The sequence below is a fragment of the Streptomyces sp. DF42 genome (assembly GCF_058267695.1).
The window spans coordinates 1,105,561-1,123,321 of the sequence record NZ_CM177859.1; the positions used below are offsets into that span (position 1 = coordinate 1,105,561).

The window sequence follows — 17,761 nt, forward strand, 5'->3', positions numbered from 1 at the left end:
CCTCTTTTCGGCGTTCAGCCGCGGAACCAGCGCTGCGGCCGGGGTTGGATGTTCTGCCAGATGTGCTTGGGCTCCCGGTACTCGTCCAGGCCGGACGGTCCCAGTTCCCGGCCCACGCCCGAGTGTCCGAAGCCACCCCATTCCGCCTGGGGCACATAGGGGTGGTAGTCGTTGATCCACACCGTGCCGTGCCGCAGCCGCCGGGCGACCCGCTGGGCCTTGCCGGCGTCCTGCGTCCACACGGCACCGGCGAGTCCGTACTCGGTGTCGTTGGCGATGCGTACGGCGTCGTCCTCGTCGGTGAAGCGTTCGATGGTCAGCACGGGACCGAAGGACTCCTCGTGCACCACCCGCATGTCCTGGGTGCACTCGTCGAGGACGGTCGGCGGGTAGTAGTGGCCGTTCGCGAGGGCGGGGTCGTCGGGCCGCTGCCCGCCGCAGCGCAGCACGGCACCCTCGGCGAGCCCGGCCGCGACATACGCCTCGACCTTCGCCAGGTGCTGGGCGGAGATCAGCGCTCCGGTCTCGGCCTCTGGGTCGAAGGGGCCGCCGAGCCGGATCTGCCGGGCACGGCGGACGATCTCGTCGACGAGGCGGTCGTGCAGCGAGTCCTCGACGATCAGCCGGGCACCCGCCGAGCAGACCTGCCCGGAGTGCAGGAAGACGGCCGTGAGCGCGAAGTCCACGGCCGTCTCGAAGTCGGCGTCGGCGAAGACGACGTTGGGGTTCTTGCCGCCGAGTTCCAGGGCCACCTTCTTCACGGTGGCGGCCGCGGTGGCCATGATGCGTTTGCCGGTCTCCAGGCCTCCGGTGAAGGAGACCATGTCGACGGCCGGGTCCTCGGAGAGCGGGGCGCCCACCTCCGGCCCGGCGCCCAGGACCAGGTTGGCGGCGCCGGCCGGGAGCCCGGCCTCCTCCAGTGCCTTCATCAGCAGGATCGAGGTGGAGGGAGTGAGCTCGCTGGGCTTGAGGACGATGGTGTTGCCGGCGAGGAGAGCCGGGGCGACCTTCCAACTGGTCTGCAGCAGCGGGTAGTTCCAGGGGGTGATCAGTCCGCACACGCCGATCGGCTCGTACACGACGCGGCTGACAGCGTCGTCGCGGCCGGTGTCGATCACCCGGCCGGCGTCGGTGCCGCCGATCCCGCCGTAGTAGCGGAAGCAGGAGACGACGTCGGCGATGTCGTACTCGCTCTCCACCAGGCGCTTTCCGGTGTCCAGCGACTCGGCGCGCGCGAACTCCTTCGCGTCGCGCTCGAGGATGTCGGCGGTGCGCAGCAGCAGGGCGCCGCGCTCACGCTCGGGGGTGCGGGGCCAGGGTCCCTCGTGGAAGGCTCGGCGGGCCGCGGCGATCGCCGCCTCCGTATCGGGGCGCGTGCCCTCCGCCACGGTCGCCACGAGGGCGCCGTCAGCGGGGCAGCGGATCTCGCGGTGACCGCCGGCCACCGGCTCCCGCCATTCTCCGCCCACATACAGATCTGCCACGAGCCAAGCCTTTCAACAGAATTCGTTGCGCATCGTGCATCCAATTGCTTGTGGTGGAACACCCTGGCGAATGTCCAGACACACGTCAAGTAGTTGGCGTATGACGATTTGGCTGGGCGAGCTGTTACCCGGCTCCCCCTTGACCGCAAGCGGCCGCCGAGCGGACCATGTTGCGTATCGCTCACCTTGTTGTGCAATACGCACCGACGGAGGCCGACGTGTCCCCCAAGTCCCCTCGATCGCAACCCGGCCGCGAGTACGTCCTCACCCTCTCCTGTCCCGACAGCGCGGGACTGGTCCATGCCGTGAGCGGCTTTCTCGTCAGGAACTCCGGCAACATCCTCGAAAGCCAGCAGTTCGACGATCGCCTTCAGGACCGTTTCTTCATGAGGGTCCATTTCGAGGTTTCCGATCCGAACGCCGGTCTGCAAACACTGCGTTACCGGTTCGGCCCCGTCGCCGAGGCCTATCGGATCTCCTGGAGCCTGCGGGACGCCTCGACCCCGACCCGGACGCTGATCATGGTGTCCAAGTTCGGTCACTGCCTCAACGACCTGCTCTTCCGCCGGCGCACCGGCGCCCTCAACATCGAGATCCCCGCGATCGTCTCCAACCACCGGGACTTCGAGAGCCTGGCGGACACCTACGGCATCCCCTTCCACCACGTCCCGGTCACCAGGGACACCAAGGCCGAGGCCGAGGCGCGGCTGCTGGAGCTGGTGCAGGAACTGGACGTCGACCTGGTCGTGCTCGCCCGCTACATGCAGATCCTCTCCGACGACCTGTGCAAGCAGCTCGAGGGCCGTGCCATCAACATCCACCACTCCTTCCTGCCCAGCTTCAAGGGCGCCCGCCCTTACGACCAGGCCTACGCCCGCGGGGTCAAACTCGTCGGGGCGACGGCGCACTATGTGACGCCCGACCTGGACGAGGGCCAGATCATCGAGCAGGACGTGGTCCGCGTCGACCACTCGCTCGACCCCGGTGAACTGGTCACGGTCGGCCGGGACGTGGAGGCGCAGGTCCTGGCGCACGCGGTGAAGTGGCACAGCGAGAGCCGGGTGATGGTGGAGGGCAACCGTACGGTGGTCTTCCGCTGAAGGCCGTATACGACATCGTGGGCGGTCCGGATCTCCGGCCCGCCCACGATGTCGTATACGGCCTTCAGGCGCTCAGACGGTCAGCCGGTCAGCCGGTCAGCCGGTCCAGCAGTGCCCGCCTCCACCGTTCGGTCTCGGCGATCTGGTTGAACGTGAACAGGTGCAGCCCGGCCACCCCCGCCGACGGCGTCGTGAGCGCCGCCTCCGCACGGGCCAGGAGCTTGTGGGGCGAGTAGCCGCCGGGCGCCGCGAACCGCAGGAACCAGGACGGGTGCCTGGTCAGGAAGCGCGCGGACTCCCCCACGCCGATCTTCGTCGCCATCGCGAGCAGCTTCGCCCGGTGCACGGGGCCCGCGACACCCAGATACACGGGCAGGGTGACGTGCCGGCGTCGTATACGAGCGAGCCACTCCGCCAGCACGCGCGCGTCGAAGCAGAGGTTGCTCACGATGTACGCGGCGTGCTCGCGCTTGTCCCACATCGCCTGGACGGTGACGTCGTCGTGGATGAGGGGATGGCTCTCGGGATAGCCGGTGATGCCGACGCGGCTGAACGGGCTGCCCAGCTCGCTCAGCCTGCGCAGCACCGGCAGAGCGCCGTCGTAGACCCCGGCCGGCGGGTCCGCGTCGCCCGCCGGGACGAAGACGTCGTCCACGCCCACCTCGAGGAGCCGGTCGACGACGTCCTTCAGGTGTGCGTCGTCGCGCAGCAGCCGCGCGGGCACGTGCGGGACGACGCGGTAACCGTGCGCCGCGAGCCGGGTGGTGAGGTCGAGGGTCGGCTCCAGGCCCTTGACCGGCGACGCCGTGACGGTGACCTGGACGTGGTGCGGGACATGGGCGAGGACCTTGTCCTCGGTCGCCTTCGAGGGGAGCACTTCGTAGCGGACGCTGTCGAGCAGCGCCCTGAGCCCTTCGGTCGCCACGCTCTACCCGGTCTGCTTCTGGGCGTCACGGTGGCGGTAGTACGCGGCCTTGGAGGCGGGCAGCGGCTCCTTGCCGAGGATCAGGTCGGCGGCCTTCTCGGCGATCATCATCACCGGTGCGTAGATGTTGCCGTTGGTGACGTAGGGCATCACGGACGCGTCGACGACGCGCAGGCCGTCCACGCCGTGCACGCGCATGCTGGCCGGGTCGACCACAGCCATCTCGTCGGTGCCCATCTTGCAGGTGCAGGACGGGTGCAGGGCGGTCTCGCCCTCCTCGGCGACCCAGGCGAGGATCTCCTCGTCCGACTCCACCTTCGGGCCGGGCGAGACCTCGCCGCCGTTGTACGGGGCCATCGCGGGCTGGTTGAGGAGCCTGCGGGCCACCCGGATCGACTCGACCCACTCACGGCGGTCCTGCTCGGTGGAGAGGTAGTTGAAGCGCAGCGCCGGGTGCTCGCGCGGGTCCTTGCTCTTGATCTTCACCGAGCCGATCGCGTCGGAGTACATCGGCCCCACGTGCACCTGGTAGCCGTGGCCGCCCGCCGGCGAGGAGCCGTCGTAGCGGACCGCGATCGGCAGGAAGTGGAACATCAGGTTGGGGTAGTCGACGTCCTCGTTGCTGCGGGCGAAACCGCCGGCCTCGAAGTGGTTGGTGGCGGCCGGCCCCTTGCGGAAGAGCCACTGCAGTCCGATGAAGGGGGCGCGCCACTTGGCCATGTACGGCTGCATGGAGACCGGCTGCGTGCAGGCGTACTGGACGTAGACCTCCAGGTGGTCCTGCATGTTCTCGCCGACGCCCGGCAGGTCGTGGACGACGTCGATGCCGAGGGCGCCGAGTTCCTGTGCGTTGCCGACGCCGGAGAGCTGCAGCAACTGCGGGGAGTTGATCGCGCCACCGCAGAGGATGACCTCCTTGGCGCGGACCTGCTGGAGCGCGCCCCTGCCGCGCCGGTACTCGACTCCGACGGCGCGCTTGCCCTCGAAGAGGACGCGGGTGACGAGTGCGCGGGTCCTGACCGTGAGGTTGGGACGCTTCATGGCCGGCTTGAGGTACGCCTTCGAGGCCGACAGCCGGCGGCCGCGGTGGACGTTGCGGTCGAACTTGGCGAAGCCCTCCTGGCGGTAGCCGTTGACGTCGTCCGTCGGCGCGTAACCCGCCTCCTCGGTGGCCTTGAGGAAGGCGCCGAAGAGCGGGTTGGTGGCCGGGCCGCGTTCGAGCACGAGGGGGCCGTCGTGGCCGCGGAACTCGTCGTCCGGGTCGGCCGCGAGACAGTTCTCCATCCGCCGGAAGTAGGGCAGACAGTGCGCGTAGTCCCAGGTCTCCATGCCGGAGTCGGCAGCCCAGCGCTCGTAGTCCATGGGGTTGCCGCGCTGGAAGATCATGCCGTTGATGCTGCTGGAGCCGCCCAGCACCTTGCCACGGGCGTGGTAGACGCGTCGGCCGCCCATGTGGGGCTCGGGCTCGGACTCGTACTTCCAGTCGTAGAACCGGCTGCCGATGGGATACGTCAGCGCCGCGGGCATGTGGATGAAGACGTCCCACGGGTAGTCGGACCGGCCTGCCTCCAGGACCAGCACCCGGTTGGCCGGGTCCGCCGAGAGCCTGTTCGCCAGTGCACTGCCGGCCGAACCGCCGCCGACGATGACGAAGTCGTATTGCAGGGGAGCCATGGTGCCTCGTCTCGCTCGCGCCGTAGATACGCGACGCATGCTAGTACCCGTAGCGCTATACGCACTAGGTTGCGAGCCACGCAACTTACGGGGTCTCGTTTCGAGGCGGTTACTTGCAGCGGTGTCGTTCACGGCACGGAAGGCCGCCCGGGGCGGGGTGGCCTCGGGCCGGCGCTCCGTGGCCAGTAGCCGTCCGGTCGGGGTGGCGTGGACGCGCAAGGCCACGGCGTGTGCCGTGGCCTTGCCCACTGTTCCATCCGGCCGGTCGGGGTGCGCGTCGCGGTCGGGGACGGGCGTCGCTGCCATCACCTGCAGGCACACCGACCGGCTCAGGTCCGGCTCACACCGCCACGAGCTTCTCGAAGAAGAACTCGTGCTTGAGGAACGATGTCTCGTGTTCCGCCCCCGGGTACGGCGGGATGAGCTGGGCGGCCTGGATGAGACGCCAGCCGTCCTCCAGCGCGGCGACGCCCGTCTCGTACGGCGGCTCATCGCTGTCGCCGGTGGTGGGGCGGGTGGTGCCGGTGCCGTCGTAGCGGGCCCATCCGACGACCGGGGCGTCGAGGGCGGATGTGTTCAGGTACAGGACGAGGACCTGCTGCCGCACGGTGTTCGAAGTGGTCACGCGTTGCTCCTCTGCGCGGGCCGGTTGGAGATTCGGGTGGCCCAGTACTCGATGTCGAAGTCGGGGTCGGCGGACAGCGAGCGCCAGAGCTTGATCCTGTTGTGGATTTCCAGCCGGCCGGTGGCCCCTTCGTACCAGGGGAAGGTGCGTGCCAACTCCTCACTCACGGCTGGGTCGTGCAGGTCCGCCGTGTCCCAGAGCCGCACCTGCGGCACGGTCGGGTTGAAGCGGATCTTGTACATGTGGCGGACGGTGTCGCTGTCGTTGCGCCGCCCTCCGTGCCAGATGCCGTGGTGGAGCAGCATGACCGTGCCGGCCGGGCACGTCAGCCGGGTCTGGCCGCGCAGGTTCTGGTAGCGGCCGGTGTCGGACTCGTTGATGCGGCGCAGGTGGCTGCCCGGGACGACGAGCGTGCCGCCCATGTCCGCGGTGACCTCCTGCGGGTAGTACATGAGCTGCACGTCGAAGGCGTCGGGCCGCAGGTCGATGAGGGCGTCGGCGTGCAGCGGCTGCGCGCTGCCCTCGCGCGGTGCGCGGGTGTGCACGAAGTGGTGGTCGACGGTCGGATCCGGGCCCACCAGGCTCTCCAACGCACCTGCGACAGCGGGGAGTTCGACGAGCCGCCTGGCGAAGGATCCCTCGGGGAACGCCTTCGGCACAGGGGTGCCGTAGGGCACGGAGGGCAGTCCCTCGGCGAAGACGCCGAGCGCCTCCTCGTTGAGTTGCTGGGGCACGATGCCGTCGAGGCGCAGGAACCCGTGTGCCACGAACCGCGCCACCTGGGCAGAGCTCAGCAGTTGCTGTGTGGTTGGCATACGGCAACCGTAGGAAGAGACGGTTCCGAAGTCGTGGGCTGTAATCAGCGAGCACTGGTAATTTTCCACCATGATGCACACGGTGGAGCTGGCGCTCGACCTGCCTCCGCAGGTGGAGAACTCGGGCGTGGGCGTCCACGGACACGCAGGCCCTCACGACGTGTTCCGACTGCCGCGCCTGTGGCAGCTCCATCTCTACGGCTACTCCGGCACCCTGGAGTTCGGCGGTTTTCGGCATCCGATCCGCCCCGGGCACGTGAGCCTCGTGCCGCCCGGCACAGAAGTGCACTTCCACTACGACACCTCGCCCATCCAACATCTGTACGCTCACTTCCGGTTGCCGGGCGACGGCGAGCGGCACCGCGTCCCGGTCATGCAGGACGCAGGCTCGGACGCCGCGATGCTCACCACTCTGCTGCGACAGACGGTCGCGGCCGGCCCGCAGTCCCCCGCACGGGCCGCCGCGGAACTGTGGACGGTGCTGTGGCGCACGACCGGCCTGGCCGGCGCCTCGGCGAACCACGAGGGGTCCCGGCATCCCGCCCTGCGCACGGCCATGGCCCACATCGAACAGCGCCTGGCCGACCCGCTGAACGTCCCGGACATCGCCCGCGCCGCCGGGGTCTCGCACACCCATCTGACGCGGTTGTTCCGCGAGGACACCGGGCTCACGGTCGTCGGCTACATCCGGCGCCGCCGAGTCGAGCGCGCCCGGCACCTCCTGATCGCCTCGACGCTCGCCATCCCGGCGATCGCCGCAACCGTCGGCATCCCCGACCTCCAGGCCTTCAACAAGACCTGCCGCAGGGAACTGGGCGCCTCACCGCGCGCCGTCAGGCAGACAGAAGCCCCCGCGGCGCTCTCGTCCCCCGCACCCATGAATCAGCCCCTACCAGGAGAAACGACCTGGTCAGCGTCACGACGGTAAACACGTTGTGCCGTACTGCGCGTATGGTTTCGTTGTGAGCAACCACAGCACAGACACCGAAACGTCAAATTCGCAGGCCGGCGGAGTGCAGTCGGTCGACCGGGCCATCAGCGTCCTCGAGATCCTCGCCCAGCGCGGGGAGGCGGGTGTCAGCGAGGTGGCCGCCGAGATCGATGTTCACAAATCCACTGCGTTCCGCCTGCTCGGCGCCCTGGAGGCGCGCGGACTGGTGGAGCAGGCGGGTGAACGGGGCAAGTACCGGCTGGGATTCGGCATCGTGCGCCTGGCCGGCGCGGTCACGGGCCGTATCGACATCACCCAGCAGGGCCGCCCGGTGTGCGAGCGTCTCGCCGAGGAGCTCGGCGAGACGGTCAACATCGCGGTGCTGCAGGAGCACTACGCGATCAACCTCTACCAGGTGCGCGGCCCGGGCGCGGTCACCGCGCACAACTGGGTCGGCCAGCTGACCCCGCTGCACGCGACGTCGAGCGGCAAGGTCCTGCTGGCATACCTGCCCGCCAAGGAGCGCGCCGCGCTGCTGACCGAGTCGGGGCTGAAGAAGGTCACGCCGTACACCTACACGTCGAAGGCCAAGCTGGAGAAGAACCTCGCCGAGGTGCGGGAGGCCGGCTACGCCTGGACCAAGGAGGAGCTGGAGATCGGCCTGCACGCCATGGCCGCACCCGTCCTCGACCGGGACGGCGAGGTCATCGCGGCGGTCACGGCGTCCGGGCCCTCGTACCGGTTCACGGAGGAGCGGATGCGTGAGCTCGCCCCGGTGCTGATCAAGGGTGCCGAGGAGATCAGCCACCGGATGGGCTACCTGGGCTGACTCACCCCTGGGGAGTGCCCAGGCGCTCGTTGACCCAGTCGTGGAAGGCACCTATGTGGTGCTCGCTGGGCACCAGCACACCGCCCTTGGCGTACAGACGCGAGCTCATTCCGGGCTGCGTGCGCTCGCAGGCGTCGAAGTCCTGGCGGTTGACGCGGTCGAAGAGCTCCACGGACCGGCTGACGTCCTTGCCGCTCTCGACGACGTGCGGGAGATAGAGCCAGTCGCACTCGACGATCGTGCGGTCCACGGCCACCGGGTACATCCGGTGGAAGATCACATGGTCGGGGACGAGGTTGACGAACACCTGCGGCCTGACGGTGATCGCGTAGTAGCGGCGGTCCTGGTCCTCGGCGACGCCGGGGATGCGGTCGAGGCCCTCGGAGCCGTCGACGGTGAAGCCCTGGACCTCCTCACCGAACTCGGCGCCGTGCCCGACGTAGTACTGGGCCGCGTACCCGTCGGCGAACTCGGGGAGCACCTCGGTGAGTTCGGGGTGGATCGTGGCGCAGTGGTAGCACTCCATGAAGTTCTCGATGATCAGCTTCCAGTTCGCCCTGACGTCGTAGACGATCCGCCTGCCGACGGACAGGTCCTCGATGCCGTAGCGCTCGATCGACTCGACGTCGCCGAGGCGGGCGACGACCTCGCCGACGACCTCCTCCTCGAAGGAGGGCGGGTTCTCCGCGAGGCAGACCCAGACATAGCCGAGCCATTCGCGCACGGCCACGCTCACCAGGCCGTACTCGGTGCGGCCGACGTCGGGCATCTTGGTGAGGTTGGGCGCCGCGACCAGCTTGCCGTTCAGGTCGTACGTCCAGGCGTGGTAGGGGCACTGGAAGGCCCGCTTGACCTCGCCGCTCTCCTCGGTGCAGAGCTTGGCGCCGCGATGCCGGCAGACGTTGAAGTACGCACGGATCGAGGAGTCACGTGAGCGGGTGACGATGATGCTCTCGCGGCCCACGTCGACGGTGCGGAAGGCGCCGGGCTTCGCCAGCTCGGAGGCGCGCGCGACACAGAACCACATGGTCTCGAAGATGCGCTCCTGCTCCTGCGCGAAGATCCCGGGATCGGTGTAGGAGGAGCCGGGGAGGGTGGCGATCAGGCTGTCCGGCAGGCTGGTCGAGGTCACGGTGCACTCCTCGGGAAACGTCATGGAGGGGTCATTCACGCGCCGGGAAGATCGACTCCGGACGGTGTTGTGTATTGAGCAACGCTATGTGTCATGTGCAACGGCAGCATGGGATGCCGCCGGGGTGGTGTCAAGAGATGGCGGCAAGCTGCTTGCGCCAGCGCGTGAACAGGCGGGGCTGGTTCATCCCGAGCACGGCGACCGGGGTACCGGCTCGCCGGTAGACGGCGAGGACGTCGCGGTCGTCCGCGGCGCCTTCCTCCACGGTCACGCTGTCCGCGCCGGCCGCGTGCCCGGCGAACTGGATCTTCACGCCGTACTGGTCCGACCAGAAGTACGGGGGCCGGGGCACACCCGGTTCCACCGCGCCGCCGGCCAGCAGCGTGGCGATGGCGGCGTCGGGACGCTCCCGGGCACCGGTCCAGTGCTCCACGCGGCGGTGGGCGCCCGCGCGGGGGTCGTACCAGTTGGCGCAGTCGCCGACCGCGACCACGCCGGCCAGGCTGGTACGCCCGTCAGCGCCGCACTTCACGCCGTTGTCGAGCACGATGCCCGAACCCTCCAGCCACTCGACGCACGGACGCGCACCCACGCCGACGACGACGATGTCCGCGGGCACGCTGCGACCGTCGTCGAGAAGAACGGCGTCGACCTCCCGCTCCCCGCTGAGCCCCTTGACGCCGAGCCCGCACAACAGGCGTACGCCGTGGTCCGCGTGGAGCCCGGAGACGACGGCGCCCATGGTCTCGCCGAGCGGTCCGGCGAGCGGCGTCGGGGCCGCTTCGATCACCGTCACGTCGAGTCCGAGGGCGTAGGCGGTGGAGGCGACCTCGGCACCGATGAAGCCGCCGCCGATCACGACCAGCCGTCCGCCGCGGGCCAGTTCGTCCCGCAGGGCCCGGGCGTCGTCCAGGGTGCGCAGGGTGTGCACTCCGGCCAGGCCGTCGGAGCCCGGCAGAACACGCGCGGCGGCGCCGGTCGCTATGACGATGCCGTCGGCGCGGACCTCGCCGCCACCGGCGAGCCGGACCGCACGACGGGCCCTGTCCAGTCCGGTGGCGCGGGCGCCCAGCAACCACTCCGCCCGCAGGTCCTCGTCGTCCGTCTCCAGCACGAGTTCCGCCTCGCCGATCGTGCCGGCCAGGAACTCCTTGGACAACGGCGGCCTGTCGTACGGGCGGTGGAGCTCGTCGCCGATGACGACGAGCCGCCCGTCGTAGCCCCGCCTGCGCAGTGAGCGCGCCGCCGACAGACCGGCCAGCGACGCGCCGACCACGGCGACGGTCCTCACGCGGGACCCCCGGCGAGCCGGGCGGCGACGCAGGGCGGCAGGTTGGGGGCGTCCGTGGACACCTGGACGTAGATCATGCCGTCCTCGACCGCGACCTCGTGCGTCCGGACCGGGAGCTTGGCCGGCGGGGCGTCGACCGCACCGGTCCTCAGGTCGAACTTCGAGGCGTGCAGCGGGCATTCGACCTCGCAGCCCTCCAGCCAGCCGTCGGCGAGCGAGGCGTCCTGGTGGGTGCACGTGTCGTCGATGGCGAAGACTTCGCCGTCATCGGTATGGAACACCGAGACCGGCGGATCGATGTCGAGCCTGAAGGCCTCACCTCGCGGGAGATCCGCGAGTCGGCACGCGGGAATCATCATGACACCTCGGTGCGTATAGCGAAACGGATTGCGGTAAGCGCAACGCCAGTCTGAAGGCCGCTCCGAACCGTTGTCAAGGCGTCAAAAGGCCCGGTTCGGGCGGGTCGGCCGCTCGGCCCGCGGGCAGCCCGAAGCGCCCGAACCACCTGCGGAAACAGGCGGAACGGGCGCCACGGAAAGGTCACCCGGGGGCGGTCAGAAACCGCGGTCGATCCACTCCTGCAGGTGCGGAGCCTCGGCGGCGAGGGTGGTCGTCCCGCCGTGACCGGTATGGACGACGGTGTGGCCGGGCAGCGTCAGCAGCCGCTCCCTGATCGACTCCACGATGGTCGGGAAGTGGCTGTACGACCGTCCCGTCGCCCCCGGACCGCCCGCGAAGAGCGTGTCGCCACTGAAGAGTGCCGTGAGGCCCGGCACGTAGAGGCACACCGCGCCCGGGGCGTGACCGGGGGTGTGCAGCACGGTCAGCTCGACGCCGGCCACCGTCAGGAGCTGCCCGTCGGCCAGTTCCCCGTCGGGATCCCGGTCGGGGTGGGTCTGCTTCCACAGCGGCAGGTCGTCGGGGTGCAGCAGGATCGGCGCGCCGGTGCGGGCGGCCAGTTCGGGTGCTGCGTCGACGTGGTCGTTGTGGGCGTGGGTGCACACGATGGCCCTGAGCCGTCGGCCGCCCACCACCTCGGCGATGGCCTCGGCGTCGTGCGCGGCGTCGACGACGATCACCTCGTGGTCGTCGCCGATGACCCATACGTTGTTGTCGACGTCCCAGGTGCCGCCGTCCAGCGAGAAGGTGCCCGAGGTGACGAGATGTTCGATGCGGGTCCCGGCCATCACAGCACCACCACCGAGCGCAGCACATCCCCGCCGTGCATCCGCTCGAAGGCCTTCTCGACCTCGTCCAGAGCGATGGTCTCGGTGACGAAGGCGTCCAGGTCCAGGCGTCCCTGCAGGTAGAGGTCGATGAGCATCGGGAAGTCGCGGGAGGGCAGGCAGTCGCCGTACCAGGACGACTTCAGCGATCCGCCCCGCCCGAAGACGTCCAGCAGCGGCAGCTCCAGCTTCATCTCCGGGGTCGGCACACCGACCAGCACGACCGTGCCGGCCAGGTCGCGGGCGTAGAAGGCCTGCCGGTACGTCTCCGGGCGGCCCACCGCCTCGATCACCACGTCCGCGCCGAAGCCGCCGGTCAGCTCGCGGATCGCCTCGACCGGGTCGACCTCCTTGGAGTTGACGGTGTGGGTCGCGCCCAGCCTGCGGGCGGTGGCCAGTTTCCGGTCGTCCAGGTCCACCGCGATGATCTTCGCGGCGCCGGCCAGGTGCGAGCCGACGATCGCCGCGTCCCCGACGCCCCCGCAGCCGATCACCGCCACGCTGTCACCGCGGCCGACCTTGCCGGTGTTGATCGCGGCGCCGATGCCCGCCATCACCCCGCAGCCCAGCAGCCCGGCGGCGGCGGCCGAGGCGGCCCGGTCGACCTTCGTGCACTGACCCGCTGCGACCAGCGTCTTCTCCGCGAACGCGCCGATGCCCAGCGCCGGCGACAGCTCGGTGCCATCGAGCAGGGTCATCTTCTGCTCGGCGTTGTGGGTGTTGAAGCAGTACCACGGCCGACCGCGCAGACAGGCCCGGCAATTCCCGCACACCGCACGCCAGTTGAGGATCACGAAATCCCCGGGGGCGACGTCGGTGACGCCCTCCCCCACCGACTCCACCACTCCCGCGGCCTCGTGGCCCAGCAGGAAGGGGAAGTCGTCGTTGATGCCGCCCTCCCGGTAGTGCAGATCGGTGTGACAGACCCCGCAGGCCTCGACCTTCACCAGCGCCTCACCCGGGCCGGGATCGGGCACGATGATCGTCTCCAGGCTGACGGGGGCGCCCTTGCCCCGCGCGACGACTCCACGGACCTGGTGCGACATGGACACTCCTCGGCTGATACGGGATCTGCGTGCGAGATCCGAGTCAGATGTTGCTCAATGCGGCACACATCGCATGTGCCGCAACACAGCATCGTGGAGCACCGACCGCCGGTCAAGATGTCGGATGCGCCGTCTGACCGGCGATAGAGCGGCCCGACCGGTGATAGCGTTGCCCGGAATTTACGGAGAGCCGACGGAACGACGTCAGCTGGAATACTTCATCGCCGTGTTCGAGCACGGCGGATTCACAGCCGCGGCCAATGCACTCCATGTCGCACAGCCCTCGTTGTCCCATGCGATCCGGACCCTTGAGCGCGAATTCGGCGGCAGTCTGTTTCACCGGCTGCCGCACGGCGTCGTACTCACTGCGGCGGGTGAGGCGCTCATTCAGCCGGCCCAGCAGGTGCTGCGGGACCTGTCCACGGCAAGCTCTCTGGTCCGCGAAGTCCTCGGGCTCAGCGGCGGTCGGCTGGACATCGTTTCGCAGACGACCCTCTCGGTCGATCCGCTCGCCGCCATGCTGGGGCGCTTTCATCGCGCGCATCCGAAGGTCTCCGTGCGCGTGGTCGATCCGGAGCGGGGCGCCGCCGTGGCGCACATGGTCGCGGCCGGCCAGTGCGAACTCGGTCTGGTGGACGCCTCCGTGCCCACGGCGGACCTCCGCAGCATCGACCTGCCGGCGCAGGAGATGCATGTCGTGCTGCCGCCGGACCACCCGCATCCGGCCGGCCCCACCATCACCTCGCGCGAACTGGCCGCACTGGACCTGATCGTGACCCCGCCGGGCACCGAGACCCGGGCGGCCCTGGACGACGTGTGCACCGCCCTCGGCGTCGCGCCGCGGATCGTGGTGGAGACCGCGCACCGCGCAATGATCGTGCCGCTGGTCCTCTCCGGCGTCGGCGCGTCCCTGCTGCCCACCTCCATGGCGCAGGACGCGGCGCTCCGCGGGGCCCGGATGCTGTCCAACCGTCCCCGGCTGCTGCGCCACGGCCGGCTGGTCCGGCGTTCGGGCCCGCTGTCGCCCGCGGCCCAGGCGTTCGTGGACCTGGCATCCTCGCCCGCCCCGCCGCCTGTGCAGGCGGAGAAGCTTTAGGTATAGAAGCTTTCTACCGCCTTCATTCAAAACCGGTTCAGGTGGATTCACGCTCGGTTATTGACCGGCTTCGGCGGCGGCCGCTTCGACCACGGCTGGGACCACCAGCGCGAACTGACCCTGCAGCGGCAGAAGGAACTCGGCGTCGTACCCCCGGACGCAGAACTCGCCAAGTGGGCGGAAGGCGTTCCGCACTGGGACGAGCTCACCGACAGCCAGCGCCGGCTGGGCGCCAGGTTCATGGAGACCTTCGCCGCCTTCACCGAACACGCCGACGTGCAGGTCGGCAGGTTCATCGACGCACTCGACGACCTCGGCGAGCTGGACAACACTCTGATCCTGTACATCCTCGGTGACAACGGCGCCTCGGGCGAAGGCGGCATCGAGGGGACCGTCGTCGAGCACCGGCTCGGGCACGGCGTGGTGGACGACCCGGACGAGATGATCGACCACCTCGACGAGATCGGCGGCCCGCACAGCTACCCGATCGCCCCGGCGGGCTGGGCCCTGGCCCTCAACACCCCGTACCAGTGGACCAAGCAGGTCGCCTCGCACTTCGGCGGCACCCGTGACGGCGTGATCCTGCACTGGCCCGGAGGGGTCCCCGAACGCGGCGGGCTGCGCCACCAGTTCTCTCACGTGATCGATGTCCTGCCGACGCTCCTGGACTGCGCGGGAGTTCCGGCGCCGTTCAGCGTCGACGGGGTGCCGCAGCAGCCCATCGAGGGCACGAGCATGTGGCGGACGCTCACCGATCCAGGGGCGCCCGAGCATCGCCGTACGCAGTACTTCGAGATGTGCGGCAACCGGGGCATCTACCACGAGGGCTGGATGGCGGTCACCCGGCACGGCGTCCCGTGGGAGATGCTGCCGGACGGGGGCAAGAGGTTCGCCGACGACGTCTGGGAGCTCTACGATCTCGACCACGACTGGAGCCAGGCGCACGACCTGGCCGCCGAGCACCCCGAGAAGCTGCGCCGGCTGCAGGACCTGTTCCTGATCGAAGCGGCGAAATACCAGGTCTTCCCCCTGGACGACCGGGTCACCGAGCGGGAGAACCCCGCTGTCGCCGGCCGCGTCGATCTGCTCGGCGACCGGACCTCCGTGACCTACCGCGGGGGCATGCGCCGGTTCACCGAGGAGACCACCCCCAACATCAAGAACCGTTCGCACAGCATCACCGCGGACGTCGACGTGCCGGACGCACCGGCCGAGGGCGTGCTCATCGCGCAGGGCGGCCGGTTCGGCGGCTGGACCCTGTACGTCACGGGTGGGCGGCCGGCCTACGCGTACAACTACTTCGGGATGAGCCTGTACACCGTGCGCGGCGGCAGGCCGCTGACGCCGGGACGGCACGAGGTGCGGCTCGAGTTCGACTACGACGGCGGAGGGCTCGGCAAGGGCGGAACGGCCGTGCTCATGGTGGACGGTGCGAAACAGGCGACGGGACGGGTCGAGCGGACCATCCCGTACTACTTCTCCTTCGACGAGACCCTCGACGTCGGAGTGGACCTGAGCACACCCGTGACCGACGACTACGCCGTGCTCGACAACGAGTTCACCGGGACCATCCACACGGTCCGCATCGACCTGGACGGCGCCGCCACCGAATCGTCCGACTACGACGGCGGGTTGCACCGCCGGGTCATGGGGGCCCAGTGAGCTGCTGTGCGCCGTCCGGCGGCCGGGCGGCGGACCGGCCCTCGCCGCGGCCGACCGCCCTGCACCGGGCGTCCGCCGAGGGCATGGTGAGCGTTCCCGCCGGTGAGTTCCTCATGGGCGGCGAGGACGCGCTCGCCTACCCCGCCGACGGCGAGGGCCCGGTGCGCACGGTGCACGTCGATGCCTTCCGGATGGACGCCTGCACGGTGTCGAACGCGCAGTTCGCGCGCTTCGCCGCCGACACCGGGTACCGCTCCGACGCGGAGCGGATCGGCTGGTCGTTCGTCTTCGCCGGTCTGCTGCCGGACGACTTCCCGCCGACCCGGGCGGTGGTGGGCGCGCCCTGGTGGCGGCAGGTCGAGGGAGCCGACTGGCGCCATCCCGACGGACCGCGGTCCACCTGGGCGGACCGGGCGGATCATCCGGTCGTCCACGTCGACTGGGACGACGCCCGCGCCTACTGCGCCTGGGCCGGCAAGCGTCTGCCCACCGAGGCGGAGTGGGAGCGGGCCGCCCGGGGCGGCCTGCACGGCAAGGTGTTCCCCTGGGGCGACGAGCTCGAACCGGGCGGTCGCCCCCGGATGAACGTCTGGCACGGCGCCTTTCCCGAGCGGCATCCGACAGCCGACGGCTGGTACGGAACCTGCCCCGTCAACGCCTTCGAACCGGGCGGCTTCGGCCTGTACAACGCCACGGGCAACGTATGGGAGTGGTGCGAGGACCCGTTCTCCCCCTCCCGCGACGGACAGCTGCGGGTCACCAAGGGCGGCTCCTATCTGTGCCACGCCTCCTACTGCCGCCGCTACCGGGTCGCCGCACGGCAGGGCCTTCCCCCGGGCTCGGCGACCGGCAACGTGGGCTTCCGGTGCGCTCTGGACATGGCCTGATCACTCGTCGACCTCATCCCTCGGACAACGGCGCGAGGCATCGCCGTACAAGGAGCAGGACCATGGCAAAGAGAACAGGACACCGGCGCGCCGGATCGGCGGGCATGGCAGTGCTCGGCCTCACCCTCACTGCTTGCGGCGGCGCGAAGGTCGGTGACAGCACGGCCGGCGCGGGCAGCAGCCCGGGCAAGTGCGGCACCTTCAACCTCGCGGTCAACCCCTGGGTGGGCTACGAGGCCGATGCGGCGGTCGTCGGCTACGTGGCCGAGCACAGTCTGGGCTGCAAGGTCGAGAAGAAGGACCTCAAGGCGGAGATCGGGTGGCAGGGGTTCGAGACGGGTGAGGTCGACGCCATCCTGGAGAACTGGGGCCACCCGGACCTGGAGAAGAAGTACATCACCCAGCAGAAGACCGCCGTCGACCTCGGCCCGACCGGCAACAAGGGCATCATCGGCTGGTACATCCCGCCGTGGCTGGCCAAGGCGCACCCGGACATCGTCGACTGGAAGAACCTCAACAAGTACGCGGCCCATTTCAAGACCTCCGAGTCGGGCGGCAAGGGCCAGTTGCTGGACGGCGACGCCTCGTACCAGACCAACGACGCGGCGCTGGTGACGAACCTGAAGCTGAACTTCAAGGTGGTGTACGCGGGCAGCGAGACCGCCCTCATCCAGGCCTTCCGCACCGCCGAGAAGAACAAGCAGTGGGTGATCGGCTACTTCTACGAGCCGCAGTGGTTCTTCTCGGAGGTACCGCTGGTCCACGTCAAGCTGCCCAAGTACACGGCGGGTTGTGACGCCGACCCGGCGAAGGTCGCCTGCGACTACCCCGTGTTCGACCTCGACAAGATCGTCAGCACGAGGTTCGCCAGGTCCGGCAGCCCGGCCTATGACCTGGTGAAGAACTTCAAGTGGACCAACGCCGACCAGAACACCGTGGCCAAGTACATCGCCGTGGACAGGATGACGCCGGAGGCGGCGGCGAAGAAGTGGATCGAGGCGAACCCCGACAAGGTCAAGGCCTGGCTCGGGTAGTCCG

Annotated in this window: 17 protein-coding genes; 7 read left to right on the plus strand and 10 right to left on the minus strand. The window is 69.6% G+C overall.

Annotated elements, in window-relative coordinates; genetic code table 11:
• Positions 1–14 precede the first annotated feature (14 nt).
• Entirely contained in the window at positions 15–1,484 is a 1,470-nt protein-coding gene (locus tag ACYUED_RS05045) for an aldehyde dehydrogenase family protein (protein WP_491291118.1), read from the minus strand.
• Between the two features lie 218 nt (positions 1,485–1,702).
• Here ACYUED_RS05045 and purU point away from each other — a divergent pair, with 218 nt between their 5' ends.
• Positions 1,703–2,584, plus strand: a complete 882-nt coding sequence (gene purU, locus ACYUED_RS05050; RefSeq protein WP_266527312.1) for a formyltetrahydrofolate deformylase — start codon at positions 1,703–1,705, stop codon at positions 2,582–2,584.
• Positions 2,585–2,672: 88 nt separating this feature from the next.
• Here purU and ACYUED_RS05055 read toward each other — a convergent pair whose 3' ends face one another.
• The 4 genes from ACYUED_RS05055 to ACYUED_RS05070 form a co-directional block, all read right to left on the minus strand.
• Complete coding sequence (locus tag ACYUED_RS05055) at positions 2,673–3,509, minus strand: methylenetetrahydrofolate reductase (RefSeq protein ID WP_491291119.1); 837 nt, start codon at positions 3,507–3,509, stop codon at positions 2,673–2,675.
• A 3-nt stretch (positions 3,510–3,512) separates the two neighbouring features.
• The gene (betA, locus tag ACYUED_RS05060) at positions 3,513–5,183 is read right to left on the minus strand and encodes a choline dehydrogenase (RefSeq protein ID WP_491291120.1); all 1,671 of its coding nucleotides are present in this window, start codon (positions 5,181–5,183) and stop codon (positions 3,513–3,515) included.
• 340 nt (positions 5,184–5,523) lie between these two features.
• Positions 5,524–5,808 (minus strand): hypothetical protein, encoded by a 285-nt coding sequence (locus ACYUED_RS05065; RefSeq protein WP_491291121.1) that lies wholly within the window; start codon positions 5,806–5,808, stop codon positions 5,524–5,526.
• Positions 5,805–6,623 (minus strand): phytanoyl-CoA dioxygenase family protein, encoded by an 819-nt coding sequence (locus tag ACYUED_RS05070; RefSeq protein WP_491291122.1) that lies wholly within the window; start codon positions 6,621–6,623, stop codon positions 5,805–5,807. The genes ACYUED_RS05065 and ACYUED_RS05070 overlap by 4 nt, the downstream gene beginning before the upstream one ends.
• Positions 6,624–6,693: 70 nt before the next feature.
• Here ACYUED_RS05070 and ACYUED_RS05075 point away from each other — a divergent pair, with 70 nt between their 5' ends.
• Entirely contained in the window at positions 6,694–7,551 is an 858-nt protein-coding gene (locus tag ACYUED_RS05075) for an AraC family transcriptional regulator (RefSeq protein ID WP_491291123.1), read from the plus strand.
• A gap of 85 nt (positions 7,552–7,636) precedes the next feature.
• Positions 7,637–8,383 (plus strand): IclR family transcriptional regulator, encoded by a 747-nt coding sequence (locus tag ACYUED_RS05080; RefSeq protein WP_491294138.1) that lies wholly within the window; start codon positions 7,637–7,639, stop codon positions 8,381–8,383.
• A gap of 1 nt (position 8,384) precedes the next feature.
• On the opposite strand, the gene ACYUED_RS05085 is transcribed toward ACYUED_RS05080, so the two are convergent.
• From ACYUED_RS05085 to ACYUED_RS05105, 5 genes are all read right to left on the minus strand, one after another.
• Complete coding sequence (locus ACYUED_RS05085; protein ID WP_491291124.1) at positions 8,385–9,515, minus strand: aromatic ring-hydroxylating oxygenase subunit alpha; 1,131 nt, start codon at positions 9,513–9,515, stop codon at positions 8,385–8,387.
• 130 nt (positions 9,516–9,645) lie between these two features.
• Positions 9,646–10,806: an NAD(P)/FAD-dependent oxidoreductase gene (locus tag ACYUED_RS05090; RefSeq protein ID WP_491291125.1), complete on the minus strand. Its 1,161-nt coding sequence runs from the start codon at positions 10,804–10,806 to the stop codon at positions 9,646–9,648.
• The gene (locus ACYUED_RS05095; protein ID WP_491291126.1) at positions 10,803–11,165 is read right to left on the minus strand and encodes a bifunctional 3-phenylpropionate/cinnamic acid dioxygenase ferredoxin subunit; all 363 of its coding nucleotides are present in this window, start codon (positions 11,163–11,165) and stop codon (positions 10,803–10,805) included. The genes ACYUED_RS05090 and ACYUED_RS05095 overlap by 4 nt, the downstream gene beginning before the upstream one ends.
• Positions 11,166–11,360: 195 nt before the next feature.
• Positions 11,361–11,993 carry an MBL fold metallo-hydrolase gene (locus tag ACYUED_RS05100; protein WP_491291127.1) on the minus strand — a complete coding sequence of 211 codons (633 nt, stop codon included), beginning with the start codon at positions 11,991–11,993 and terminating at the stop codon, positions 11,361–11,363.
• Entirely contained in the window at positions 11,993–13,078 is a 1,086-nt protein-coding gene (locus ACYUED_RS05105) for an S-(hydroxymethyl)mycothiol dehydrogenase (RefSeq protein ID WP_491291128.1), read from the minus strand. Before ACYUED_RS05105 ends, ACYUED_RS05100 begins: the two co-directional genes overlap by 1 nt.
• A gap of 169 nt (positions 13,079–13,247) precedes the next feature.
• Between ACYUED_RS05105 and ACYUED_RS05110 the strand changes: the two genes are divergently transcribed.
• From ACYUED_RS05110 to ACYUED_RS05125, 4 genes are all read left to right on the plus strand, one after another.
• Complete coding sequence (locus ACYUED_RS05110) at positions 13,248–14,174, plus strand: LysR family transcriptional regulator (RefSeq protein ID WP_491291129.1); 927 nt, start codon at positions 13,248–13,250, stop codon at positions 14,172–14,174.
• 60 nt (positions 14,175–14,234) lie between these two features.
• Positions 14,235–15,836, plus strand: a complete 1,602-nt coding sequence (locus ACYUED_RS05115) for a sulfatase-like hydrolase/transferase (RefSeq protein ID WP_491291130.1) — start codon at positions 14,235–14,237, stop codon at positions 15,834–15,836.
• Between the two features lie 83 nt (positions 15,837–15,919).
• Positions 15,920–16,723 (plus strand): formylglycine-generating enzyme family protein, encoded by an 804-nt coding sequence (locus ACYUED_RS05120; RefSeq protein ID WP_491294139.1) that lies wholly within the window; start codon positions 15,920–15,922, stop codon positions 16,721–16,723.
• A gap of 62 nt (positions 16,724–16,785) precedes the next feature.
• The gene (locus ACYUED_RS05125; RefSeq protein WP_491291131.1) at positions 16,786–17,757 is read left to right on the plus strand and encodes an ABC transporter substrate-binding protein; all 972 of its coding nucleotides are present in this window, start codon (positions 16,786–16,788) and stop codon (positions 17,755–17,757) included.
• Positions 17,758–17,761: the final 4 nt, after the last annotated feature.